Raw genomic sequence first — 25888 nt, forward strand, 5'->3', positions numbered from 1 at the left:
AACCTTTGATTTCAAAAAAATCCCTGTGATACAATGTGACGGGATTCATTATATTTTAGGAGGAATGCAAGTTTATGAACTGGAAAAATTGGAGAAAACCGAGCGTCGGCCTCGCGGCTGCGGCTCTGCTGTCGGCTCAGGTACTGGGTGCGGCAAATATCGCTTCGGCGGCGGAAGGCGACGTGGAGGTCCACCTGCTCGGCATCAACGACCTGCACGGACAACTGGATACGACTTCGATCGTGAGCGACAAACCGGCCGGTACCGCTCCCGTTCTCGCTACATATCTGAAACAAGCGCAAGCCAAGTACGAACATTCCCTCCTCTTCCATAACGGCGACTCCGTCGGCGCTTCGGCACCGATCTCCTCGCTCGAACGCGACGAGCCGACGCTCGAATGGATGAACATGATGGGCTTCGACGTGGGCTCGCTGGGCAACCACGAGTTCGACCACGGCATCGCCGCGCTCAAAGCGCAGCTTAAGGGCGGTCTCGATCCCAAAGAAGGCAAAGTGACGCATAAAGGCGTGAATTTCGATTACGTGAATGCCAACGTCATCGAAACCGCGACGAACAAACCGCTGATCGACCCTTACGTCATCAAGGAAGTCGGCGGCGTCAAGATCGGCTTTATCGGCCTCGTGACCAAGTCCACGCCTTCCAAAGTCGCGCCTTCGGGCACGGCCGGCGTCCGTTTCCTGAGCGCCGAAGAAGAAGTGGCCGCCGTCAACAAATACGCGAAAGAACTGCAGGACAAGGGCGTGGAAACGATTATCGTTCTGGCTCATGACCCCGCTTCCACCAAGGAAGGCGCAACGACGGGCGAAGCGGCCGACCTGGCCAAAGCGCTCCCTGCCAACTCCCCGGTCGACGTCATCGTAGCCGGCGACAACCATGCCTTGGCGAACGGCGAAGTCAACGGCAAGCTGATCGTTCAAGCTTACTCGTACGGCACGGCGTTCGAAGACATCAAGCTGCTGATCGATCCGAAAACGGGCGACGTGACGGAGAAATCCGCCACGATCACGACCACGTTCCAAGAAGGCGTGAAGCCTGACGCGGACAGCGTCGCCCTGATCAAAAAGTATCTGGAAAAGCATCCGGAACTGACCAAGCCGGTCGGCACGACCGACGGTTCCGTTACCCGCACGGACGCTTACAACAATGAAGCGGCTCTGGGCAACCTGATCGCGGACGCGATGCGCACGGCGGATTTCGGAGACAAGGCCGCTCCGGCGGACTTCGCGTTCATGAACCCGGGCGGCATCCGCGCCGACCTGCCTAAAGGCGACGTGACGTTTGCCGATCTCGCCAAAATCCAACCGTTCGGCAATACGCTGGTGAAGCTTACGCTGACCGGCGACCAGGTGAAGAAGCTGCTGCTGCAGCAGTGGGGCACCAATGCCGACGGCACGCCGAACACCAAAACGCTGCAAATTTCCGGCCTGAAATACAGCGCCGACATGAACAAGCCGGCTGCGGAACGTATCACTTCGCTGACGACGGCTGACGGCACGCCGATCGATCCGGCCAAGACTTACACGGCAGTCGTGAACAACTTCATGGCGGCAGGCGGCGACAACTATAAAGTCCTGACCGAAGCCAAGGATTCCCTTGCCGGTCCGATCGACCTCGACGTGTTCTACAAATACGTCGTCGACACGTTCAAAGGCGGCAAGATCACGGCGAAAACCGAAGGCCGCATCGTCAACACGCCGGCCGCAGGATCGGAAAAACCGGATGCCGACGGCCCGGCAACGGCACCTTCGACGCCTTCGATTCCTTCGTCCGACTTTATCTCGCGCGCGAACTTCGTATCCAAACTGGTTGAAGCGCTCGGCCTGAACGCCGTATCTGCTTCGAGCAGTACCTTCACCGACGTGAAGAGCGACGCTCCTTACGCCGACGCAATCGCCGAAGCGCTCAACGCCGGCTACATCAAAGGCATCGGCGGTGGCAAGTTCAACCCGGACCGTTCGATTACCCGCGAAGAAATGGCGGCGATTCTCGCAAGCGCGCTGAAGCAGCAGCTTCCGACCGTCAACGCGAATTCCGTGCTGAGCGCGTTCGACGATGCTTCGAACGTTGCCCCTTACGCCAAAACTCCGGTCGCCCAGCTTGTGCAGGCCGGTATTCTGACTCCGGGTACGCCGGGCAGCTTCCTGCCGAAAGACACCGTTCTGTCCAGCGATGCCGATTCCATCATCGAACTGGCGCTGGCGGCTTCGGGTTCGTAATTCGGAGAATCGTCGGTTTGCGAACCATCGCTTTGACATGACGCTCGGCAAGATTGCTTTACGCTCGACTCTTGTTTTACAATATCGTCAAGCGTAAAGCCTCTTTCGAACGGCGACGAAGAACGTCCCGCTCTGTTCCCCTCCCCTGGGAATAGAGACGGGACGTTCTTTTTTTGCCGAAATCGGAAGATCCGAGCGCGATGACCCTACAAACCACAATCAAGGAGGCTTGCGTTATGGATTTCGAATCGGCGCACCGGCTGTTCCTCGATCAACATCTGAACGGCCGCACCGGCGAACGCCGGGACCGCCTGCAGCGGGGCCACCGCGAAGCCGAGCAGTTGTTCTGCCGGAACGTCTGGTGGCCGCTGCGGCACAATTTCGATTGTCTGCATCCCGAATACGAAGTGACCGATTGGCGGGGGCTGCGGTACTTCTGCGATTTCGCCTGGATCACGCCCCACGTCATGCTCGTCATCGAGATCAAAGGCTTCGGCCCGCATGTCCAGGACATGGACCGCCGCAAATTCTGCCGGGAGATGAACCGCGAAACGTTCCTGACCGCCATGGGCTTCCAGGTCATTTCGTTCGCTTACGACGACGTCGCCCAACACCCGGAGCTGTGCGTCACGCTGCTGAGAATGGTGCTGGGTCGGTACGCCGCGCTCGATCCCGCCCGCTCCTCTTCCCCAAAAGCTACGATTGCCGAACGGGAGATCATCCGGCTGGCCTGCACGCTGGGGCGGGCGATTCGTCCGATCGACGTAGTTCGCCATTTGGGGCTCGATCGTCGAACCGCCACGGACTTGCTGCAAAATTTATGCAAGAAACAAGCATTCGAAGAGCAAACCGGCGCTTCGGGCAAAAGAATTGTGAAATACGCGATGAAAAATGCCTCATCCGCTTACCTTTGACTGCGAGCTTTCCGAATCGCTTCAAAATAAAGCCGAAAATCCCCTTATTCCCGACTGTTTCACTCTTCGCAAAAAATAAGAGCATAATTCCCCTTAATTTCGAAGAAATCGAAAAAATCATCGAAAAACAAACAGATTAAGAGGATTATTGGCCTTATTTCCCTATAGAGCGAAAAAGACACGGAAATAAGAGGATTTTTGCGCTTATTTTTTCCACCCATAGCCTTTTTCGTTTTAATCCCGTTTTTCCGCGTCACGTCCCGCTGAGCATGCAAAAAAGAGGCGGTTCTCCGCCTCTTTCCTATTTTCCGATCCGGTCGTTTGATCGCTTGATCCTTTTTCCGATTTGACCGGTTGTATCCGCGCATATAGGCCCGGAGCGGACTGCCTGGCCTCAAGCCGTCAATCCCTCAAGCCTTCAACTATGGCCGATCACCGAATGCGGCACATAAGGTTCTTCCAGCCGCCGCACTTCCTCGTCCGACAGCTTGATCGACAGCGCGGCGGCCGCGTCTTCCAAATGATGCTCCTTCGTCGCGCCGACGATCGGGGCCGTCACGGCGCTCTTCTGCAGCACCCAGGCGAGCGCGATCTGCGCGCGCGGCACGCCGCGTTCCCGCGCGACCTGCGCCACGACCTCGACCACCCGGCGATCCGCTTCCTCCGTCTTGTCGTACAGGGTCCGGCCGAAAGCGTCGTTTTCCGAACGTCTGCTGCTCTCCTCCCAGTCCCGCGTCAGACGCCCGCGCGCCAGCGGGCTCCAAGGGATGACGCCCACGCCTTCCGCTTCGCACAGCGGCAGCATCTCCCGTTCTTCTTCTCGGTACAGCAGATTGACGTAATTCTGCATGCTGACGAACTTCGTCCAGCCATGGCGTTCCGCCGTATGCTGCGCTTTCAGGAACTGCCAGGCGAACATCGACGAAGCGCCGATATAACGCGCTTTGCCCGCTTTGACCACGTCGTGCAGCGCCTCCATCGTTTCTTCGATCGGCGTGTTCGGGTCCCAGCGGTGGATCTGGTACAGATCGACATAGTCCATGCCCAGGCGGCGCAGGCTGTGGTCGATTTCCGTCATGATCGCTTTGCGCGACAGCCCGCCGCCGTTCGGTCCGGGACGCATCGCGCCGTGCACCTTCGTCGCCACCACGACCTCGTCGCGGTTCGCGAAGTCTCTAAGCGCGCGTCCGACGATCTCCTCGCTCGTCCCGTCCGAATAGACGTTGGCCGTATCGAAAAAGTTGATGCCCAGCTCCAGCGCTTTTCGGATGAACGGCCGGCTTTCCTCTTCGCCCAGCGTCCATGCGTGATTGCCGCGGTCCGGAATGCCGTAGCTCATGCAGCCCAGACACAATCTGGAGACGTCCAACCCCGTTTGTCCCAACTTGACGTAGTCCATGTTTGAATTCGCTCCTTTTTGTTGAAAAATGAGGATCTCTTCCGGTCTGCGCAGAGTGCGCCGCGCGTCTCGTCGGCCGTTCAGACTCGCAGGTCGAGCGGATGCCGGCGCACGCTGTACACGTAGACTTTCGTCCGGTACAGGTCGCCGCAGACCAATACGGAATCCGGTTCCCAATCGTCGAACGCGAAAAATACGCTGACGATCCGCGCGCCTTCTTTTGCCTTTTCCTGCAGGACGGGGCCCAGGCGGCGCATCGCCGCCGGGTGCAAATAGCAGACGACCAGATCCGCTTCTTCGTACGGATAGCGGAACAGATCGCCGCGCCGAAAAGCGAGGCGCGAAGGTCCCATCCGATTGATTCGGCCGAGCAGGCGGGCAGCCAGCAGCGGTACGAGCGAATTTTCGACGCCGGTCACCCGGCACATCGGAAACCGCCTCGCCAGGTTGAGCGCGAGCGTGCCAAATCCCGAACCGGCTTCGACGATCTCGCTGCGGTTCGCCAACATCCCGATTTCGCGCATGACCATGCGCCGAACCGGGCGGCTCGTCGGCATCGGCGTGATGCCGTTGCGCACGCTGGCGATCACGATCAGCAGCAGAAGCAGCAGAACGACCGCCGCCAACGTCCAACTTAAAATCAGGTAAAGTTCGTGCAAGACGGCCCTCCTCTCCGAATGCATCCTTTTTCGAAACCGTCTGTCCTTCCAGCAGGGCAGTCTTCATGCCGCCTGCCGCAGACGACGGGCCTACCTTTACATCATAACCTTTTTATCGCCCCCTGCCTCTTTTGACCCGAAGAAGGCGGTTAAGGAAAGACAGCGACTTTTATAATTTCTTTTTTGTATTTTCTTGAATTCCGACTGCTTTCTTGCGAAAATCGGAGAGGTGAGTTCATAGGAAAGGAATGAATGCTTTGCACGCCAAAACTTGGCGCGGCGGCATTGTTTTGCTGCTGTGCCTGTCGGCCGGTATCGTCGACGTGATCGGATACATCCACTTGGGCCAGGTGTTTACGGCGAACATGACCGGCAACATCGTCATTCTCGGCATGTCGTTCGCGAATGTGGCCGAGCTGTCTTTGCTTCGGGCGGGGCTCGCCTGCATCGGCTTTATCGCAGGCAACGCGGCGGCGGCTTTTCTGCTGAGCGGCGACAAAGCCAAAGGCTTTTGGCCGGCGCGAATCACGCTGATCCTGTTTATTCAATTAGGGCTTTATTCGATTTTCGCGGCGATTTGCGGCCCGGTCATGACCGAGACCCTTCTTCACGTCCTGATCATGCTGCTCAGCAGCGCGATGGGCATGCAGACGACCGCGGCGCGAAAGCTCGGCGTTGCCGGCATTTCCACGACGGTTCTGACCAATAACTTGGCGAGCGCGATCGAAGACTTCGTCGTCTTTTTTCGCAAAAAATTCGCAAGAAAACGGGAATCCGGCACAATCAGCGGCGAAACCCGGCTCCGCTGTGCGTCGGTCGCCATTTACTGCTTCGGCGCTTTGGTCGCCGGCGTCGCGGAAATCCACCGTCCTTTCAGCGCGATCTGGATGCCGATCTTCGCCATGGTCGTCATTTTGATCGTTGCTTTGAACCTGTTCCGCGGGCTTGACGAGAACGGAAATCCGTATACGGAATAATAAGAACGATCAAAAGCCGAGTTCGCATGAACTCGGCTTTTCTTATCGGGAACCACGATAAGGCTTATCGCCCATCGTTTTTGGGGAAACGTGTTTCTTTAAAACCATAAGTGCAGTATTCGATTGCTGCTGTATCCATAGTTACTGAACGCAGGCGTTGCCAGATCGATGATGATCGTGTCTCTTTTTTGATATCTGCCTTTTGGGATGATGTAGGCAGAAAGGTCGGAATCCTTTTTATGATAAATCCAAGTGAGTGCGTTTAATTCATTTTTATAATAAAATGCGTCACGATCCGGGCTTTCGAAGCCAGACACCGAAAGATGTGGAGGGCTGGTAGTCGAATAAGCCTTGGGATTTTTGTTGTAAACGGTATGCGTTTTGAAATACAAAATGTAACTATCCTTCTGATCCTTGACCATAAAATCTTTGGGGTCTTGATTATGCCTATTGTTGGACCATTTCAATTCCTCGATAGGCGGAAGCAGCTTTAAGTTCGGATCATTCGGATCGGCAAGGTCGATTGCGATCAAGGCATCCAGCTTTCCCTGATACAGTCCGTCTTTCGAATTGATCGTCATTCTGTCTTCGTACCAATAGTCCGCCGATTCGTTTCTGCCGTTACTTCCGAGCCTCTCCTCCGGCTTGTAAAAGATCTCCGGCATCACCGTGAATATATTCGTTCCGTGCCAGTACACTTCGGCGCTGCTGACCGCGTACTTGTCGACCGGCAGCTTTTCTCCGGCGTTCGCCGCGAGAATACGCTCGATGACGACGACAGCTTGCGCTCTCGTCGTGGCTCCGTCCGGTGCAATCTCGCCTTTTCCTACGCCGGTCAGCAATCCGTTTTTGGTCGCGGTGTACATCGATTTGTGTTTGGGCATATACATCCACGGATGTTCTTTTTCATTCTCTTTTTGGCCGATCGCTCGGTTTGCGATCCGCGCCATTTCTTCGCGAGTCAGGATTTCGTTCCAACTGCTGTCGGTATTCGCGAAGTCCTCGGCCTTATACAAGCCTTGCTCGCCGGCCGCGATCACATAAGGTTCATACCATTTTCCCGACTCCGTATGTACTTGCAGATTCAGCGCCGACACGACCATTTTGACGAACTCTGCCCGCGTGACGTTCACATCCGGCTTGAAGGTGCCGTTCGTATAACCCGCAACGTATCCTCTGGCTACCCCTTTGTCGATTTCGCCGGCTGCCCAATGATTGGGTTGAATATCCCGGAATGAATTCGAAGAATTCCCTTCCGCTTTTGCTCCTGCTCCCCCGATCACGCCGGTCGTCAATACTGCCGCCAGAGCGATTCCTGCCCACTTGGCGATCTTTTTCCCCATACGTTCCACTCCTCCGATTCTTCATCATTCGAAATTCCGCAGCCTATCCCGATTAGACGCATCTGAATCTGCCGTCCGAACCGAAGCAAGCTGCCGTCCCCAATTTTTGATTATACCTTCTTTGCAGACAAAAAGTAGGATTTGTTTGTAAAGTCGCGCAGTAAAAAACCGGAAACCAAGGTCCGTCGATCGGACCTTGGTTTCCGGTTTTTGGATGCTTTCGCGTATTCGCCGCGCGCCTTTCGATTGCGCCCGTCCGCCGAATTTAGACGGTTCGGTTTTTCCCCCGAACCTGAATCTTTTATTTCGAATCGCCCAGGAATCCCTTTTCGAAAATGCCGAGCAGGTTTTCGAGCGTCGTCGGATCGCTGTAGGAAGACGCTCTCGATTCGAATTCGATCACATGCCCTTCCTTCACGGCCGGAATCTGCTTCCAGACTTCCGAACCCATGATCTCGTTGGAAGCGTCCAGCTTGCGGCTGACCGCGATAAAATCGCCCATGTATTCCGGCAGCACTTCGAGCGAGAGCGAATAGTATCCTTCCGACGTCACGGCTTCCTTGACTTTGTCCGGCATTTTCAAGCCCATGGCTTGATACAGGATTTCCGTTCCGCGCGCCCAACTGTCGCCCATGACGTACGCGCTTTTGCCGTCGACTTCCATAACGGATACCGTCACGTCGTCGCCGTACTCGGCTTTGATCCTGCCGCCGATCTCGGACGCTCTTTTCGTGAAATCGTCGACCCACGCCTGGGCTTCGGCTTCCTTGCCCAGCAGCTTGCCGACCGCGACCTGCTGATCCAAATAATTCAGCTTGCCCCAGGTGTAGACGACCGTCGGCGCGATTTTGTTCAACTGATCGAGATTCTTCGTCGTCGATCCGGCAATGATCAGGTCCGGCGCCAAAGCGGCTACGCTTTCCGGATCTTCTTCCGTTACGACCGTCACGCCCTTGAGCTTCTCCGTAAACAGCGGATTGTTGCCCGTCCATTGATCGACGCCGACCGGCGTCACGCCCAGCGACAGCACGTTCGGCGCGTTCGTCAGCGCCACGATCCGGGTCGGATTGGCGGGAACTTGGACCGGCCCGCTCTCCGATTCGTAAGTCACGGTGCCCGAAGCCGCTTCTTCCGCGCCGCCGGCAGCCGCCTCGGTCCCCGTTTCCGGCGAAGCCGTTTTCGCGTCGCTGCCCGCCGCTCCTCCGCAGGCGCTCAGCACGAGCATGAACAGCAGCAGACAGGCTGCGGCCAAATACGATTTCTTTTTCATCATTTCAATATCCCCCCGCGATTTCGGCCTTTTATGTATTCGCCGTTGATAATCATTATCATATCCACCTGAAGTGTAGCCTGCCGGAGCGTCAATGTCAACTTGAGAGCAAAAAAAAAGAAGCCGCCTCATCCAGGCAGCTCCCCTTCGAACGTCGTGCCGAGCGAAGCCGCGAACCGGCGCAGCGCCCGCTCCACGCTGCCTCGCACGGCCGGGTCGGCACCTTCGCCGTCCTCCCACCACCAATGTTTGAGGACCAGCGGCTCCGATCCGCGCTGCTTCTCCGGCTCGAACCGGGCGACGAAGCGCCCGTCGGCCGCGACGGGCAGCACGTAGTAGCCGTATTTGCGCTCCGAGGCCGGCTTGTAGACTTCCCAGCGGTAGTCGAACCCATACAGTTCCAGGATCAGCCTGCGATCCCAGAGCAGATTGTCCAGCGGCGCCAGCACGCAGGCGCGCATCGGACGCGCCGCCGCACGCTTCTCTCCTTCCGCGGCGAGCGGCCCCGCCGCCAGCGATGCCTCGAGCAGCGCGGCGTCCGCCGCGCGAAGATACAGCGGATGTCCGAGACCTTCGACATCCGCGATCAGGATCTCGCCGCGCGAGAGCAGCGCGCCGAAGGCGGCCGTGCGCTGCGCGGCCTTCATGCCCGTCATGAGCAGCGCGTCGCTCGGACGGTTCCAGAGCAGCCCTACGCTGCCGATCCGCCGCAGCAGAACCCATTCGTTATACGCCGCGTCGCCGACGAACGGGTCCGGCAGGCCGTATAACTTTTCGGGCACGATCCGTTCGGCCAGGTCGTAATATTTGCGGCCCGAGGCTTTGCGATGAAGCGCCAGCCGCCCGGCAAAATAAGAACCTTCGAGCGCGGCCCGGGCCAGCCGCGTCGGCCCCCATGCCCAGTCGATCTTCTCGTCGTATTCCAGATCGGCGGAGCAGAGCGGTCCCCTCTCCGCGATCTCTTCCAGCACGGCCGTCGCGGCGGCGGGGTTTTTGTTGAACCAGGCCTGATGCTTCTGCCGGTGACGCTCGAAATTCGGCCAATCTTCCATCGGGAAGATCGCCATGTTTTTGTCCCAATAATCGACCAGGCTCCGTTCCTCGTACAGCATCTCCCACAGCATGCGGCGATCGAAATCCGCGATGCGCGACTGCAGCACGAGCTCCGGATTGGTCCCGACCACATTAAGCGGATCGAACTGGATGCAGCCGACCTTTCGGATATACGCCAGAATGCCCGCTTTGCCCGACGAGTCGAATTCGTGCGACAAACCGTGATAATCGAACAGAAATCGCCTCGCCTGCTCCCGGGTCAACGAATATCGCCGCTGTGTCATGTTCCGCTCCCCTTTCTCGCGTTCCCTGCCTCCCCGGCAGTTCCGCATTCATCGTACAAGGTCAACCCGGACAGCAGCCTGTCCGGTTCGGCTCCCCGGCGTCCGCTTATCTTTGCCGGCAGGCTCTTCGCTCAGCCTTTGAACATCAGCCGGACGGCCGCGATCAGCAGGCAGACCGACAGGACGCGCACGACGGCGATCGCCGGGATTTTCGAGGCGATTCTCGCGCCGATCTGCCCGCCGGCCAGCGCGCCCAGCGCCAGCCAGATGAATTTATCCCACATCACGTGACCGAGCAGAGCGTGCGAGAGCGTACCGACGAACGCCGACACCAAAATGGAAAACATCGAAGTAGCGGTCGCGATATGGGGCGGAAAAGCCAGGAACAAAATCATCGTCGGCACCATAACCGAACCTCCGCCGATGCCGAACAGGCTCGATAAGAAGCCGACGAAAAAAGCGACGCCTGCCGCAAAGGTCATATTGAACGAGTACTCGTGCCGAATGCCGGAAGCGTCCAGCAGGCTGCGGCTTGCGTTGGGCTTCAGAAATCCGGAACGGCTTTCGGTCGGCTTAAAATTAATCGAGATCGCCATCAGTACGAGGAAGATCCCCAGCGAGACGAAAAACACCCGATTTCCCACGATCCCGGTCGTCCAGGCGCCCAGAATCGACCCCGGAATCATCGCGACGGCAAAAGACAACCCGCTGCGATAGTCGATTCTTTTTTGCCGGGCGTAAGCGATCGTGCTCGAGATGGCGCTGACGAACAGCACCGCCATCGACGTGCCCGAGATGTCCGATACGGGAATGACGTACAGCAGCGCCAGCACCGGCACGATGATGAACCCTCCGCCGAGTCCCGCCGCCGCGCCGCAGACCGAAGCGAGCATGCCGACGGAGATAAGCAGAATGATTTCCATGGATTGAACGATTCCTTTCTTTTGCCCGTAGTCGAAAAGTATACAGCCGCGTTCCTTATGCATGCTGCCCGCTAAAACTGCTTCTAGTTTAGCCCGCCCGATCGGCGCGGGGCAAGCTCTCCGAACCAGGCTCCCCTTCCCAACCGCTTAGAAGGCCGCAGCAAAAAGAACCCCTCGAATTCGAAGGGTCCTTCAAGGCGGACGAATCAGTCCGCAAAATGTTCGGCGAACCAGCGCCGAGCCGCTTCCGCTTCCGTCCGCGTCAGCTGATGGCCGAAGTGCTCCCAGTTCGCCTTGACGTCGGCTCCCGCTCCTTCCAGCAGAGCGATCAGCTCTTCCGTGTTGGCGGCCGGCACCATACCGTCGTTGCGTCCCGCGCCGACGAATACCCGTACGCCGTCCATGTTCGGCAGATCGAGGCCGCGCATCGGCACCATCGGATGGTGCAGTATCGCGCCCTTGAACGCGCCTTCGAAGTGGAACATCAGGCTGGCCGCGATATTGGCGCCGTTGGAATAGCCGAGCGCGACGAGATTGGAAGCATCAAAGCCCCGCTGTTCCGCCGCTTCCTGCAGGAAGTCGCGAATTTCATGAGTGCGGAAGACCAGATCCTCCTCGTCGAATACGCCCTCCGCCAGCCGGCGGAAAAAGCGCGCCATGCCGTTTTCCGACACGTTTCCTTTGATGGACAGAATCGAAGCTCCCGGAGCGACCATTTCCGCCAGCGGAATCAGATCGTTTTCCGTTCCTCCCGTTCCGTGAAATACGACTACCGTAGGCAGCCCCTCGTTTGCGCCTTTTCGGAAAATATGCTTCATGTTTTCGTCTCCTCCCGAATCGTTTTCGTTCCGGCCATGTTCGGCGGCAGCAGGGAACCGCGCTCCCCGCTGCCCGCGTTTTGCTCTTATTGCCCGGCGTTTGCCTCACGCTCACGGACCTCGATCGGCAGCAGTCCGTCTTCGATCTGCCGCCGCTTGTCCTCGTACCAGGCCGGCAGCATCAAGCCTTCGCCCAGTTCGTCCGGCGTCTCGTCCACGGCGAATCCCGGCGGATCGGTCGCGATTTCGAACAGAATGCCGCCTTCTTCCCGGAAGTAGACCGCATGGAAATATTGACGGTCGATGACGGGCGTCGGTTGGAACCCGCCTTCGCTCACGGCGCCGCGCCACTTGTCGTGCTCGTCGAAATCGGCCGCGCGCCACGCGATATGGTGCACCGTGCCCGCGCCGCCCGCTCCCCGCGGAACGGCCGACATCGGCAGGTCGATCAGATTGCCCAGCTCGCCGGTCGCCCGGAAGCGGACAAAGCCGGCATACTCGCCGATTTTTTCCATGCCCAGCACCGTTTCCAGCACCTGCGCGGTACGTTCCGGGTTCACGCTGTACAGCACAGCGCCGCCGAAGCCCTTGATAGCTTGATTCGCAGGCACGCCGCCGAACGACCAGCCCGATTCCGGGCCCTCCTCGCGTTCCACCAGTTCGAGCTGCAGCCCTTCGTTATCTTTAAACTGCAGGTAGTGTTCGCCGAACCGCTCCGCTTCCGTGACCGAAATGCCGTAGCCGCGCAGCCGCTTTTTCCAAAAAGCCGACGCGCCGACCGGAATGACGTAAGTCGTGAATCCGACCTGCCCGCCGCCGATCCGTCCCCGGCGCGCTCCGGAAAACGGGAAAAACGTAATAATGGTGCCAGGCGCGCCTTCTTCGTTGCCGAAGTACAGGTGATACACGTCGGGAGCGTCGAAGTTGATCGTTTTTTTTACCAGGCGAAGCCCCAGCACTCCCGCGTAAAAATCGACGTTGGCCTGCGGGTCGCCCGCGAAAGCCGTAATATGGTGAATCCCTGCCGTTTGCAAAGCCATGATGATCGCTCCTTTTCGCCATGAATATTATATGATTCATATTTGAATTTCTTAAATCCAAAGTATAAGACGTGCGGAAATTTGACCCCGTGCCGGGGACGAAACGCTATCCGCGTTCCGCTCCTTTGCCCAGCTTCTTCAACAGCGCCGCCGCCGTTTCCGTCTCTTCGGCGCTCAGGCCGCCCATGATCCGCCTCACTTCCGCGGCATGTTCAGGGAAGATCCGGTCGAACAGCTCTCGTCCGTTCTCCGTAATCTCCGCGTAAATGACGCGCCGGTCGCTCGGACTCGGCACGCGCCGCAGCAGCTCCCTCTTCTCCAGCTTGTCGATGTTGTAGGTGACGCTGCCGCTGGTGATCAGAATTTTCTCGCCGATCTGCTGCAGCGGAAAGCGTCCCTTGTTGTACAGCACTTCAAGGATCGTGAATTCGGACGGCGACAAACCGTGCTTTTTCATATCCTTGACCGCGCGGTCCATCACGTTCTTATAGGCTTTCGAGAGAATCACGAACAGCTTCAGCGCCTCGTCCTGTCCGGCGTCCGCCGTCTCCGCAGCCGGAGCTTGGGCACTCCTTCGCTGTTCTTCTTCGTGTTCCGCCATTTGAATTCACCTCCTTAAGTACGCAGCCGTATCCGGATTCCTTTAACGATTGACAATATATTTTAATTTAAATCTCTTTGATTAAAGATAATTGTTTTTCTTCTTCCTGTCAACCTTTTCTTCTCCCCGACCCGAAAAAAGAAAAAAAGCCCCTAAAGGGACTTTGTCGGTCTGGAGGACTCAGCGTTTTTTGCGCATGCCCTGTACCAGATTGATCACTTGCTTGGCCGTCGTAATGACCGTCACGATCGTGCCCACCGTACGCAGCAGCTTCTTCATGATGATTGACCTCCTCAGGGGAAAATGGAGCCGACCTGCGCCGGCTTGCTCTACAGCCTTTTCCCCAAAGAACCGGAAGACGAAACAGCCCGAGGACGCATTCTTCGTCCGAAGTTATTCGCTGCGCAGCGCGGCCACCGGGTCTTTGCGCGACGCGAACTTGGCCGGGATGAATCCGCCGAGCACGGTCAGCGCGACGCTGAGCACCACGAGGGCCAGCGCATGCAGCGGATCGAGCACCGCGACGCCCGACAGGTCGGTCATCGACTTCAGCACGGCGTTGATCGGAACCGTCAGCAGATACGCGATGGCGATGCCCAGCAGCCCGGAAGCCGCGCCGATGATGAACGTTTCGGCGTTGAACACGCGGGTAATGTCCTTCTTCCGCGCGCCGAGCGCCCGCAGCACTCCGATCTCCTTCGTCCGTTCCAATACGGAAATGTAGGTGATGATGCCGATCATAATCAGCGACACGAACAGCGAGATCGAAGCGAACGCGATCAGCACGATCGTGATTCCGTTCATAATGCCGCTCGATAAGCGGGTGACCGTCGCCGCCAAGTCGGTATAGATCACCTGATCCTCGGTCTCTTTGCCCGCGTTCCAGGCGTCGAGGTAGGCCGTAATGTCTTCTTTCGCGTTGAAATCTTTCGGGTACAGCGAGACCGAGGCCGGCTGCGAAGAAGCGCCGAGCGCGGATAAGGCCTGGTCCAGCGTTGTCGCGTCCGCCGGGTCGACGCCGCTTCCGGAAGAAGGCCCCCCCATACCCGGAGGTCCGAAGCCTGTTCCTCCGAATGCGGAAAACGGATTCGCCCGGTTGAACGGACGTCCCCCGATCACGTTGACCGCCGGATTATCCCGTTGGGCCCGCACCACCGCCGAAGACTGCGCGTCGGCGATGAATTGTTCGGTCAGCTCGTCGGAATACGCGATGCCCGGGTCCATGGTGGACATCGGCGAATCCCGCTTTTTCCGAATGATGCCCGATACGGTCAACGTCACCGACTTCGGATTCTCGTACAGCGCATCCAATTCCGGCCCGGCGGCCCGTTCGAACAGCCCGCCGTCCGCGCTTCGGTAAAACAGATCGTTCGGAACCAACTTGAACGTCGCGCCGACGATTCGGTCGAAATCGATGGAGGGGGCGCCGAAGTCGAAACCCAGCGCTTCGAGCGCCGAAGCGTCGATCCGGTTATACCCGTCCACGACGAGCACCAGATCGGTCGGCTCCGTCGGCAGCCCGCCCGCCAGCACGTCGTACACCTGCTCCAGATAGCTCCCCCCCACGCCCGCGGGCTTGGAAGGATAGGAGGCAAATCCCGCCCCGCCGGGATCGACGCCGGATACTTCGCCGTCCGCCGAACGCTTGAGCACGTTCAGGTTGGTTTCCCGCGTAAACGAAATGCCGTCCAGCAGCGCCGGATCGATCGCATTCACGTAATCCAAATACTCGTCCGTAATACGGTTCGCATGCAGAACGGTGTTAATCGCCGGATTGTACGGGTATACCTGCCGGTCCTGCGGGAATTCCGGCAGCGGGACTTCGTCGCCGCCCGGCGTGCCCGGGGGCGGCTGCGTGAAGTCGATGTTCGCCGCCGTGCGGCTGATCGTAACGGGAAAATTGGACAGCGCGCCGGATTCGTACTTGCTGATCTGCTTGTCGAAGCCGTTCGACAGCGACAGAATCAGAGCGATGCCGATAATGCCGATGCTCGACGCGAACGCCGTCAGCGCGGTTCTCCATTTCTTAGTGGCGATGTTGCGGCCCGACAGCTTTAACGCGGTCAGGTAGCTCATCGCCGTTTTTTTCAGCATGTAATCCGTCGTTTCGCCTCCCGTCTCCGGGGGGTTGCTGTCCGAGACGACCTGCCCGTCGCGGAACTGCACGATCCGGTCGGCGTATCGTTCCGCGAGTTCCGGATTGTGCGTGACCATGACGACAAGCTTGTCGCCGGCGATCTCGCGAATCAGATCCATGATTTGCGCGCTCGTCGCCGTGTCCAGCGCGCCGGTCGGCTCGTCGGCGAGGATGATATCGGGATCGTTGGCAAGCGCGCGTGCGATCGCCACCCGCTGCATCTGTCCGCCGGAGAGCTGTCCCGGCTTTTTGTGCATGTGTTCCTTGAGGCCGACCCTCTCAAGCACTTCTTCCGCCTTCCGGCGCCGAACCGAAGCGCTTATCCCGCTGAGCGTCATGCCCATTTCCACGTTGCCCACGATGCTCATATGCGAAATCAGATTGTAACTTTGGAACACGAATCCTACGCTGTTGTTGCGATAGGCGTCCCAGTCGCGGTCCTTGAACCGCTTGGTCGATTGTCCGTTAATTAAAAGATCGCCTTCGTCGTAGCGGTCCAAGCCTCCGATCAGATTCAGGCAGGTCGTCTTGCCCGAGCCGCTGGGACCGAGGATCGCGACGAATTCGCTTTCGCGAAACGTCAAGCTGACCTTATCCAGCGCGGTTTGCGTAAAGTCCCCCGTCGTGTACCGTTTGGAAATGCGTTCGAGTCGAAGCATGAGAGGTTCTCCTTTCCCTGCGCGGCGCCGGCCGGATTGATGCACCGGTGCACTTTCATCGTAGCACGTTCGGGAACGGTCTTCATCCTTCGCCTTCATTTGGACAAATTCGAAGCAAAAAAAAGAGAGCCTGCGGAGGCTCCCCTTAAAAAACCGAATTTGTCTCAACCCGCCAATACGCCGCGTCAAGTTCCCGTCATCGGCCGCAGACCGGAATTACTCTTCGCCTTCCGCGTAGTGCGCGGCGCAGAACGCTTCCGTTTCTTCCAGTTCGTCGTCCTCGAGATCGAATTCCAGCACCTTCTGCGTGCCGCGCTCGATGATTTCGTGCTTGACGATCCGCTTCTCCTCGCCGTTCACGGCATAGATTACGCGCAGCAGCAGACCCTGCGGCGTATACAGCTCGTCCTCCTCGTCGACTTCGAATTCGAGCATGAATTCGTAGCGCTCGCCCTGTACGATGCCGAAGGCGTCGCGAATTTTCTCGACCGTGTATTCCGTGAATTCCATCATTCATTCTCCTTTGCGGCGCCGGCCGGCAGCAGGCTGCCTACCCGTTCGCGCACGTCCTGTTGTTGTAAAGCTTCGCCGAAGATATCGACTCGCCCGCTGTCTCCGCTCGTGCGGATCAGACGGCCGATGCCCTGACGCAGACGCAGCAGCATGTACGGCATATCGACCTCGCCGAACGGGTCCGCGGACTCCCTGCGCTTGGCGGCGAATACCGGATCGTTCGGCGGGAACGGCAGCTCCCAGATCACGACGTGATTCAGGGAATCGCCCGGCACGTCGAGACCTTCCCACAGCGTCACGGCGCACAGATTGACGAACGTGCCGTTCTGGAACTCCGAGATGAGCCGGCTGATCTCCGCGTCGCCTTCGTACAGCATCGGGAATTCCGCGAACTCGGCACGCGAATCGGCCTCGGCGCGGAACGCTTCCATCGCTTCACGCGACGGGAACAGCAGCAGCGTGCCGCCCTCGCGGCGGCGCAGTCCGCGAAGCACGTGATCCGCCTTGGCCGCGACGGACGCCTCCGTATGCAGCGCGGCCTTCATGCTCTCTTCGTAATCGTACGGCGATGCGACAGAGAACGACAGGTAGTCGCTTACGCCGAGGCTGTCCGCGATATAGTCGAACGACTCGTCCGCCGACAGCGTGGCCGAAGAGAAAATGATCGGCATCTTTTTGCCGAAGACCCGCTCGTTCAGAATTTCCTTGACCTTTTTCGGCATCAGCACGAGCGTCATGTCGCCCTTGTCGTCCTGCGTCCAGCAGATCAGCTCGCGCGGATTATTGAACAGCGCCAGCGCCGTCTGCATCATCTCCAGATGCTCTTCCACGATGCGCAGCTGGTATTCGTCCAGGCTGAACATGCCGCTCTCGAACACGATCTCTTCCTCGATCGCGTCGACCGCCGCGCGGAACGCGCTCACGCCGTTCATCAGCTCGGCGGACAATTCGAGTTCGCTGCGCTCCGATGCCGGAACTTTGGTGCTGTATCGTTCCAGCAGCGCGAACAGATCGTCGCTGCGCTCGATCGCGCGCTCGACGGCAAGCGCCAGCGTCTCGCGGACTTCTCCTTCGAGCAGCCGGGTCACGATCGATTCGAACGCCGAATGTTTGAGCTTGTAGGTCAACGCGCTCTGGGCGGCCGTTTCCAGCAGATGTCCTTCGTCGAATACGACGGAGCTGTGCTCCGGCAGCAGCGGCAGCTGGCCTTCGCGCTTGCGCGCTTCGTACGTCCACACATGCTCCATGTAAAAGTCGTGCGAGCATACGATCAGATCGGTCGCTTTGCGGTAATGGTCGCGCGACAGCGTCTGTCCGCAGCGATGGCGGCGCGGGCAGATCAGACAATCCTGGAACACGTCCCAGCCTACCTTGTTCCACTGCCGGTCGTCCAGCTCCGGATAATCTTTGCGGCTGCCGTACGGGTAAAACGCCTGCAGCGTGTCCGGGAAATGCACGAACGGCGGAAGTTCTTCGTAGATCTCCTGAAAGATCTGCTCGTCTTCGCCCGGACCGCGCACCTCTTCGAGCTTATTGAGGCAGAGGTACTGATCCTGCGACTTGCCCAGACGCACGTCGATGTTCAAATTCAGATGGCGGGCAATCTTGGCGATATCGCCTTCCGGCTTGACGAGCTGCTCGATCAGCGACTCGTCGGCGCAGGCGATGACTGCCGGCTTGCGGGTATAGCGGGCATACAGCGACGCGTACAGCAGATACACGAGCGTCTTGCCCGTTCCGACGCCGGCTTCGGCGAAAATGGTCTTTTTTTCTTTATAAGCGCGCTCCAGCTGGAACGCCATGAAAATCTGTTCGTCGCGGGTCTCGAAACCCGCCTCGGGCAAAATATCGTAAAAAACGTCCGCGATCCAGTCGGATGCCTGATCCAAAAAAGGCGCCGCGGGATCGAACGTGAACGGATAAGTAGTGGTCAAAGCGGTTATAGCCTCCATTGAACTTGCGGATTTGGGTGAATCGATCCTGAAAGACGGCGATTGTCAAAAAGTCAACAATCGGGCCACCCGTCATTATAACCGGAAAAGCCGATCTTGGCGAGAGGGGTTTTGGATGGACGCTTAAGATTCCGGCGAAAAAGTCGCGCGAATAACGCCGGAAATCGAGCAAAAGCCGCTTCCTTTACAGTTGCAGTGTAAAGGAAGCGGCGGAAGCGCGGCTTATACGGTTATGAGGCCATGGTGAAGACGGAGAGCGAAAACGGACGAATTCCGGTTCCCAACAAAGGGAGCGGCTTCGGGGTCAACGCCCTTCACGCTCCTCCGGCTTGTCCTTCGCCAGCAGTTCGTCGACGGTATCCCAGCGATGCCGGTATTTCTCCAACCGGGGATGAAGGCGCGCAGGCGGTTCGTCCACCACAAGGCGGATGCGCACGATCCATTCCTCGAACGTGGCGAAAGAAGCGAACCGGTTGGCGTTATCGGCGGTCAGGTACAGGAACAGCGGCGACGGATATTTTTCGTCCATGAACCGCAGCGCCGCCTCCAGCGGCGTATACTTTTTGCGCTTGCCGTCCCAGTTTTCGACCGTGACGTTGCGCATGATCCGCTGATCGCGCCGCCATTCGTGCACCCGGTCGTCCCGTTTGTAAAAAGCGCTGGCGGTTTCTCCGGTCAAACGCTTGACGGTCGCTTCATGCAGCGGATACAGCACCAGCTGCGAGAACGATCGCGCCGCGGCCGCCTGCGCCGCGCGCGCTAACTGTTCGTCGGTCGTATGCTGGAACGAATCGTAATAAATCATCGTTCCTTTGAGCGACGGTTTCGAGGCTTCGGTTCCGAACGGAATATGATAAGTTTGTCGGCCCATAAACGTTCCCTTCCTTCATCATGGTCTTAAAAGTCTTTCCTTTTAAATAACCACAATCCGAGCCCGAAAGCAAAAACGGTATAAATCAAAGCATAGACGATAAACGCGTTCGAAGGCGGATTGCCTCCCGTCAGAAACGGAATCGTTTCGCCCGCGCCCTGGGTAAGCACGTACTGCATACGGCGGTTGAGTCCATCGCCCGGCATGACGAGCGACAGGAGCGCGCCGATCCGCGATAAAGTCGCCTGGACGTCGGGTTCGACCGGAAGCACGCCCCGCACTTTTTCGACCATGCCCCCGAGCCAGCCCGCTCCGTACATCATCGTCACGAAGACGCCGTTGCCGATTCCCGAGAACAGGCACGATCCGAGCATCGAAAGACTGACCAAAGCCGGTACCGCGGCCAAAAACAACAGCAGCGAAGAGACATTGTCGCCCGCATGTCGATTGAAGCCGGCATGCACGCCCGTGATCGCGACGATGCAAACGTACAGCAGCAGCGCGTATGTACCGATCAACGACACATAACCGATCCAGCGCCCCACATACCATTTCCAACGCGGAATCGGACGGGTAAGCACCGCCTGCAGCACGCCCTGCTCCGCTTCGCCGGAAATGACCGAAAACGAGCTGAAGATCGCCAAGAAAGCGACGACGAAGCCGCCGAAAAAGAAGCCTAGAGACAGAATCGCGCTGCGGCGGGCGAATTGGCCGATCAAATCGGAAGCTGCGCCTCCGCCCGGCAGCGCGACCGTATCCGCGATAAACCAAAAAACGGCCAGGAAAAGAGCCGTCAGCACGAGCGTGATCAGCAGCATTTTGCGGCGGGCCATCTCCTGCCACGTCGCCCGTATGATCGTATTCATCGACTCTCCCCCCTCTGGTCGCGTCCGGATACGGTTTCGAGGAACCAATCTTCGAGTTTTTCCCGGTAAGCGTTCGATTCGTACAACGTCATCCCCTGTTCGACGATCAAAGCGTTCAGCAATGCGGCCCGGTACTCGTCCTCGAGTTCGGCTTCCAACCAGACGGGCTCGTCCCAACCGGCGTCGGCCGGCACTTCCGCCGTCAAAACAACGCCGCTTTCTTCCTGCAGCCAATCCAGCAGAAGAAGCGAAAACCCGCCGACTTTGAAGCGCCAGCGGACTTTCGTTTTCAACATATCCGGTACCGAACCCGAGCGGATCATGTCTCCGTTCAGCATAAGCGCCATCCGGTCGCATACCGCTTCGACGTCTTCCATCAAGTGCGAATTGAGAAACAGCGTTTTGCCTCTTTTTTTCAATTCCAGCAGCAGTTCGCGCACTTCGCGGCGTCCGACGGGGTCCATCGCCGAAGACGGTTCGTCCAAAAACAGGATGTCGGGATCGCCGAGAAGCGCGCAGGCCAATCCGAGACGCTGCTGCATGCCTTTCGAATACTGCTTGACGCGGTCGGAACCGCGCTTGCCGATGCCGACTTCGTCCAGACGGGCGCGGATTTTCGATTTGGCGTCGAGGTTTTCGAGTCCCAGAAGACCGGCGTGCATGCGCATCACCTCTTCGCCCGTCAGCCATTCGGGATACCGGTACAGTTCCGGCAGATAACCGATCAAACGCCGGGCTTCCAAAGAACCGATCGGGCTTCCGAACAATTCGCCTTCGCCGCCGCTCGGCCGGACAAGTCCGACCAGCATTTTGACGAACGTGCTTTTGCCCGCCCCGTTGGGACCGAGGAAGCCGAAGGCTTCCCCTTTCCCCACCGTCAGCGTGATGTTCCTGCAGCCGCGTCCGTTATCGTAAATTTTACTGAGTCCTTGGGTATGAACGGCAGGCATCGCCGCATCGGGGATTACGTTCACTGCGCGACCAGTCCTTTCAGGAATTCGAGGAAGCCCGCTTCGTTTTGACGGAAGCTTTCACTCGCATTAAACTCGAACAATTGATTGTCTTTGCTCCAGAAAGCGGTGTAGCGCTTGCCTTCCGCGTCGTACATGTAAGTCGCTTTTACGCCGTTCACGTCGATCTGGTGCGCGGCGCCGTTGGCATACATCGGCAGCGGAAGTTTTCCGCTCGATACGGCCGAATGTTCCAGACTGTTTTTCAACTCTCCCGGCAAAGCCGGGAAATTGATGACGGCCTTCATTGTTTCTTCGACCGGGAACGTATCGTCGAATTCCACGGTCGGCATATTCGACTGCGTCAACACGGCCCAATTGTTGCCGGTGTCGTCGCCCGGATTGAAATTGTAATAGATCGCAGCCGGAGAAATCAGCGTGATCGCTTTGCCGTCCGCTTCCTGCGGGAACAGATGCGGCGCGCCCAGCCGGCGCATCGTCTCGTTGACTTCCGCCACGTTCAGCTTCATGACCGTCTTGCTTCCTTTCCACATGCTCATCGTGCTTTCCCCTCCGTCCGGCGCGACGATCGGTTTGAATCCGAGTTTCGTTCTGAACGTTTCCGGCGTTTCGTCCTCTTCGAATTTGCCCAGCGAAATGCTCTCGGAGCTGCCGTAGCGGTTGTTGGATTCGTACGACTCGCCGTAGTTATAGACCGACTGGATCATATTCCGCATATCGTTCTCCTGCACGAGCACCACGTCCTGCATCGTAAACCGGTTCAGCATATCCGCCAACGCCCGGTTGCCGGCCGGCGTGACGGCCGTGACGATCGCGGCCGCGGCGGCTGCGGTCACCGCCAGCCGGACGATGTTTTTGCGCGCTTTGGCAGACAGACGGCGGCGGGCGGCGGGTGCGGCGGCCGGCGACGAAACCGCGGCAGCGGCCGATTCCGCCGATTCGTTACGCGCGGAAGTTCCGGAAACGGTCACGGTTTCCGCAGCGGCAGCCGCTTGCTCGCTCTGCGCGGCAGTCCTGCGTTCGTTCCAAGTCGCCCATGCTGGATTGGCCGGTTCGCTTTGCAAACGGGCTTCCATTCGGGTCCAAGCTTCCCGCGCCAGAGCTTGATCGCGTTCGGTTTCTTTATTCGTTGTCATCCTTTTTTCCTCCCAATAAGTTCAAGTTCGAGTGGCCATCGGCTTCTTATAGTTCTAATCCGTTCGGTTTGCCAGCGGCGCGTTTGCGCAGCTTGTCGGCGGCCCGGTTCAGCAGCGAACCGACTCTCGGCGGCTGGACCGCGATTTCTTCGGCGATCTCGGCGTAGCTGTAGCCGGAATACTTAAGCATCAGCACCCTGCGGTCCCGCTCCGGCAGTTCGTCCAGCAGTTCGCTCACCTGTTCCCGCTCTTCGCTGCGAAGCAGCGCTTCTTCGCCGCTCTCCCACGTATTTTCGCGGTCGAAATACTGTTCCTGCTTCTCCTGCAGCTTCCTCTGCCGGACCAGCCGATCGGTATGGTCGTAGGCGATCCGGGTCAGCACCCGATGCAGCCAGGCGCCGAGCACCCTCGGATCGTCCGGCGGATTGCGGTACAGCCGCAGGAACACCTCCTGCGCCAAATCCTCCGCCGTCGCCTCGTCTTTGACCATCGCGATCAGCTTCCGGCGCACGCCGGGGTAATATTCAAGAAATACCGCGCGAAACGCATCGGATTCCGTATAAGAATTATCCATCGGTAAACCTCCTTGTGAAGTGCGGCCGCTCTTCCTTGCCGTATATACACTGGAAAGACGGGGGGTTCCCGGAATTTATACCGTCTTTTCAAAAAAAAATTGAAATTCGAAATTAAACGCATAGGACGTTAAAATGGAAGGGTTATCTTTTGACTATACAACTTCTGCTTCGAAGCGGGAAAGGAGTCGGACATGATTTATCGCATCACGTATTTGTCGGACGGGCTTCGGGTAGCCGGATATGTCGCGCTGCCGCCGGGGCTTGAGACGACGGAAGAAGAACTGGCCGCCTTTCTCCGGCGGGAATGCGGGGACGACGGGCTGACCGCGGCAGCGGCGGCCTGCATCCTGCCGGCGGCGGCCGAAGCGGCGAAGCGCGCTGCCGGCGAAGCCCCCGACTATGCACCCGAAGAATATGCGGCGGCCGGAACGGAAAAACCCGCTTTCTCCAATAAAGCGCCTTATCCGGTGCTCGTGTACTGCCGGGGAGGCATCGGCCGGGTCGGCCGCGTGCAGCTCGATTGGCTGGCCGAATTCGCTTCTTTTGGACATATCGTGATGGCGCCCTGCTATCGCGGCGGGGAAAGCGGGGTCGGGCATGACCGGTTCGGCGGAGCCGATCTGGAAGACTCGAGGGTCGCGGTGCGGCTCGCCAAAGCGCTCCCTTGGGCAGATCCCGAACGGCTCGCCGTAATGGGCTTCTCGCGAGGCTCGGTCAACGCGACGGACGCGGCGGTTCACGAACGGGCTTCTCGGCTCGTTCTGCTGGGCGGACTTTCCGATCTGGCGCAAACGTACGAAGAACGGGTCGATCTTCGGCGCATGCTGAAACGGGTCGTCGGCGGCTCGGCTTATAAGCTGCCCGAGGTCTACCGCGACCGTTCTCCGATCCATATGGCCCGGGAGATCGAATGTCCGGTTCTAATCATTCACGGCACGCAGGACGCTCAAGTCGACTACGGTCACGGCGAGCGGATGTACGAAGAACTGCTCAGGCGGAATAAACCCGCTTCGCTGGCCCGCCTGGAAGGCTTTGGGCATCATATGTCGCATGCGGCGCGGATGATCGTGCTGGCGGGCATGTTTCGGTGGCTGGAAACGGAAATTCCGGCGCCGCGTTCTTGATCGCCTTCCCGGGCGGAAAGGCGCGTCATGACGAAAAAAAGGCGCGGAGCATAAGCTCCGTGCCTTTTTAGGTATTCGCTCTTGCTTTGCGTTTAACCCTGCAGATCTTCCGAGCGGACGACGCCGAAAAACGTTCCGCCGCGCGTAACGACGATCGCTTCCTTGCGCGTACGGGACGGACGCAAGGCTGCGAGTTCGCGTACGAAGCCGACGGACGCGCCGAAATCGACGGTCATCGGATGCAGGCTCATCAAGCGGCTGACCGGAAGATCGTACAGATGCTCCGGTTCGTATTCCGCGTTCATCTGGATATAGAACGCATCGCTCATCACGAGCCCTACCGGGCGCTGCTTGGCGTCGCAGATCACGACGCAGGCTTCGTGCTGACGCTTGGACAGCAGGCGCAGCGTCTCCCCGCAGGTCGCGGTGTCGGGCAGCACCGGCGCCGGAACGGCCAACAGCCCTGCTCCCTCTACAATCGGCTCCAGTGTCTCACTGCTATTCAGGCCCAAAGGGCGAATCTTGTTTTCGCTGACAAACGTCATTGTGAAGAACTCCTCTCGATCGGCTTCCTACCCGGACTTTCCGGGCCGCCTAATTACGATTACCGTACTTTATCCGTCATCGTACGCCCCCAGCGTAAGCGCTGTTCAAGAGGAGTGTAACGGCGGAGTAAAAATCCGCCCGGGGCTCGGAAAAGCAAAAAAGCGCCCGAATTTCGGGCGCTTCGTAAGTCTTCGGCGCGAAGCCGGCTTTGACTTTTATCCGCTTAAGATTTGCGTTTGCGCGATAACAGCGCCGCGCCGGACAACGCGATGGCCGCGATCGACAGCGCAAGCGTCACGTACAGCAGGACGGAATTCGATTCCGATGCAGGCGCATCGGAAGGCGCGTCCGCGGCAGCGGACGCCGGATCGCTGACTGCCGAAGCTTCGGGCGCCGAATCCGTATCGGAAGCGGGCTCTCCCGCTTCGTCTGCCGGGGCCGAAGCCGGATCGCTGACCGCCGCTTCGTTTGCCGATGCCGCATCGTCGGACGCCGCGGCACCGGCCGCGCCTGCGGCATGACCGTGCGCATCCGCCGCCGTGTCGCTGGCCGCAGCGCCGATCGTCGTGATCGAGTGCGGCGTATCGGCGTTTTCGTCGCCGGTCCATTCCACGATGCTGCCGTCCGCGTAATATTGGAAAGCGTCCCAGGCCGCTTCGCCTTCTTCCGCCGGATTTTTCGCCACGAACGTGAAGCGCTGGAATTGGCCGGCCGCGATTCCATTGCCTTCCGCTTCCCAGGTGACGGTACCGGCCGCTTCATCGACCGAGGTCGTCCAGCCCGGAATCGGTTCGTACTGCTGGAATTCGACGCCTTCCGGCATTTTCAGCACGACCTTATTCGTGTTGACGTCTTTCTCGACCGGAACTTTCATCGTGTACGTCTCCCAGGCTCCCGTCGCCGATTCTTTCGGCAGCACGGTCACGTGCGCGCTTGCCGCCGCGGCAAACATCAGCAGAGCCGCGGAAGCCGGCGCCGCGAGAGCGAGCAGCTTTTTCCAAGTTTTGTTCATTTTCGTAT

General features: G+C 58.7%; 22 protein-coding genes and 1 pseudogene. 4 read left to right on the forward strand and 19 right to left on the reverse strand.

Annotation, left to right across the window (positions count from 1 at the left end; genetic code table 11):
* Positions 1–74: 74 nt before the first annotated feature.
* Together GYN08_RS20865 and GYN08_RS20870 are read left to right on the forward strand one after the other, a co-directional pair.
* Positions 75–2237, forward strand: a complete 2163-nt coding sequence (locus GYN08_RS20865; protein WP_166278720.1) for a 5'-nucleotidase C-terminal domain-containing protein — start codon at positions 75–77, stop codon at positions 2235–2237.
* 236 nt (positions 2238–2473) lie between these two features.
* The gene (locus GYN08_RS20870) at positions 2474–3151 is read left to right on the forward strand and encodes a DUF559 domain-containing protein (protein WP_166278723.1); all 678 of its coding nucleotides are present in this window, start codon (positions 2474–2476) and stop codon (positions 3149–3151) included.
* Positions 3152–3569: 418 nt separating this feature from the next.
* Here the strand turns inward: GYN08_RS20870 and GYN08_RS20875 are convergent, their stop codons facing one another.
* A complete protein-coding gene (locus tag GYN08_RS20875) occupies positions 3570–4550 on the reverse strand; it encodes an aldo/keto reductase (protein WP_166278726.1) in 981 nt (326 codons plus the stop codon).
* An 80-nt stretch (positions 4551–4630) separates the two neighbouring features.
* Positions 4631–5209 (reverse strand): class I SAM-dependent methyltransferase, encoded by a 579-nt coding sequence (locus GYN08_RS20880; RefSeq protein WP_235946423.1) that lies wholly within the window; start codon positions 5207–5209, stop codon positions 4631–4633.
* A gap of 257 nt (positions 5210–5466) precedes the next feature.
* Here GYN08_RS20880 and GYN08_RS20885 point away from each other — a divergent pair, with 257 nt between their 5' ends.
* Positions 5467–6186 carry a YoaK family protein gene (locus GYN08_RS20885; RefSeq protein ID WP_166278732.1) on the forward strand — a complete coding sequence of 240 codons (720 nt, stop codon included), beginning with the start codon at positions 5467–5469 and terminating at the stop codon, positions 6184–6186.
* Positions 6187–6284: 98 nt separating this feature from the next.
* Here GYN08_RS20885 and GYN08_RS20890 read toward each other — a convergent pair whose 3' ends face one another.
* The 15 genes from GYN08_RS20890 to GYN08_RS20960 form a co-directional block, all read right to left on the reverse strand.
* Positions 6285–7529: an S-layer homology domain-containing protein gene (locus GYN08_RS20890; RefSeq protein ID WP_166278735.1), complete on the reverse strand. Its 1245-nt coding sequence runs from the start codon at positions 7527–7529 to the stop codon at positions 6285–6287.
* Between the two features lie 301 nt (positions 7530–7830).
* On the reverse strand, positions 7831–8799 hold the full coding sequence (locus tag GYN08_RS20895) for an iron-hydroxamate ABC transporter substrate-binding protein (RefSeq protein WP_166278883.1): 969 nt from the start codon (positions 8797–8799) through the stop codon (positions 7831–7833).
* Between the two features lie 128 nt (positions 8800–8927).
* The gene (locus GYN08_RS20900; protein WP_166278738.1) at positions 8928–10136 is read right to left on the reverse strand and encodes a DNA glycosylase AlkZ-like family protein; all 1209 of its coding nucleotides are present in this window, start codon (positions 10134–10136) and stop codon (positions 8928–8930) included.
* A 131-nt stretch (positions 10137–10267) separates the two neighbouring features.
* Complete coding sequence (locus GYN08_RS20905) at positions 10268–11059, reverse strand: sulfite exporter TauE/SafE family protein (protein ID WP_166278741.1); 792 nt, start codon at positions 11057–11059, stop codon at positions 10268–10270.
* A gap of 206 nt (positions 11060–11265) precedes the next feature.
* Positions 11266–11877, reverse strand: a complete 612-nt coding sequence (locus GYN08_RS20910; protein WP_166278744.1) for an alpha/beta hydrolase — start codon at positions 11875–11877, stop codon at positions 11266–11268.
* 86 nt (positions 11878–11963) lie between these two features.
* The gene (locus GYN08_RS20915) at positions 11964–12917 is read right to left on the reverse strand and encodes a ring-cleaving dioxygenase (RefSeq protein WP_166278747.1); all 954 of its coding nucleotides are present in this window, start codon (positions 12915–12917) and stop codon (positions 11964–11966) included.
* Positions 12918–13023: 106 nt separating this feature from the next.
* Positions 13024–13518, reverse strand: a complete 495-nt coding sequence (locus GYN08_RS20920; protein ID WP_166278750.1) for a MarR family winged helix-turn-helix transcriptional regulator — start codon at positions 13516–13518, stop codon at positions 13024–13026.
* A gap of 393 nt (positions 13519–13911) precedes the next feature.
* A complete protein-coding gene (locus GYN08_RS20925) occupies positions 13912–16314 on the reverse strand; it encodes an ABC transporter ATP-binding protein/permease (RefSeq protein WP_166278753.1) in 2403 nt (800 codons plus the stop codon).
* 216 nt (positions 16315–16530) lie between these two features.
* Positions 16531–16827: a DUF6509 family protein gene (locus tag GYN08_RS20930; RefSeq protein WP_166278756.1), complete on the reverse strand. Its 297-nt coding sequence runs from the start codon at positions 16825–16827 to the stop codon at positions 16531–16533.
* The gene (locus tag GYN08_RS20935) at positions 16824–18779 is read right to left on the reverse strand and encodes an ATP-dependent DNA helicase (protein WP_166278759.1); all 1956 of its coding nucleotides are present in this window, start codon (positions 18777–18779) and stop codon (positions 16824–16826) included. The genes GYN08_RS20930 and GYN08_RS20935 overlap by 4 nt, the downstream gene beginning before the upstream one ends.
* A gap of 304 nt (positions 18780–19083) precedes the next feature.
* Complete coding sequence (locus GYN08_RS20940) at positions 19084–19650, reverse strand: hypothetical protein (RefSeq protein WP_166278762.1); 567 nt, start codon at positions 19648–19650, stop codon at positions 19084–19086.
* Between the two features lie 26 nt (positions 19651–19676).
* Entirely contained in the window at positions 19677–20516 is an 840-nt protein-coding gene (locus GYN08_RS20945; protein ID WP_166278765.1) for an ABC transporter permease, read from the reverse strand.
* A complete protein-coding gene (locus GYN08_RS20950; RefSeq protein WP_328802989.1) occupies positions 20513–21490 on the reverse strand; it encodes an ABC transporter ATP-binding protein in 978 nt (325 codons plus the stop codon). The genes GYN08_RS20945 and GYN08_RS20950 overlap by 4 nt, the downstream gene beginning before the upstream one ends.
* A complete protein-coding gene (locus GYN08_RS20955; protein ID WP_166278768.1) occupies positions 21487–22623 on the reverse strand; it encodes a hypothetical protein in 1137 nt (378 codons plus the stop codon). Before GYN08_RS20955 ends, GYN08_RS20950 begins: the two co-directional genes overlap by 4 nt.
* 46 nt (positions 22624–22669) lie before the next feature.
* A complete protein-coding gene (locus GYN08_RS20960) occupies positions 22670–23197 on the reverse strand; it encodes a sigma-70 family RNA polymerase sigma factor (protein WP_166278771.1) in 528 nt (175 codons plus the stop codon).
* A gap of 192 nt (positions 23198–23389) precedes the next feature.
* On the opposite strand from GYN08_RS20960, the gene GYN08_RS20965 reads away from it, so the two are divergent.
* Positions 23390–24322 (forward strand): alpha/beta hydrolase family protein, encoded by a 933-nt coding sequence (locus tag GYN08_RS20965; protein WP_166278774.1) that lies wholly within the window; start codon positions 23390–23392, stop codon positions 24320–24322.
* Positions 24323–24414: 92 nt separating this feature from the next.
* On the opposite strand, the gene GYN08_RS20970 is transcribed toward GYN08_RS20965, so the two are convergent.
* The gene (locus GYN08_RS20970; protein WP_166278777.1) at positions 24415–24867 is read right to left on the reverse strand and encodes a CBS domain-containing protein; all 453 of its coding nucleotides are present in this window, start codon (positions 24865–24867) and stop codon (positions 24415–24417) included.
* A gap of 458 nt (positions 24868–25325) precedes the next feature.
* Positions 25326–25880: pseudogene (locus GYN08_RS23860) on the reverse strand (DUF1775 domain-containing protein); the annotation flags it as partial.
* Positions 25881–25888: the final 8 nt, after the last annotated feature.

The organism is Saccharibacillus alkalitolerans, assembly GCF_011090185.1.
Taxonomy (GTDB): Bacteria; Bacillota; Bacilli; order Paenibacillales; family Paenibacillaceae; genus Saccharibacillus; species Saccharibacillus alkalitolerans.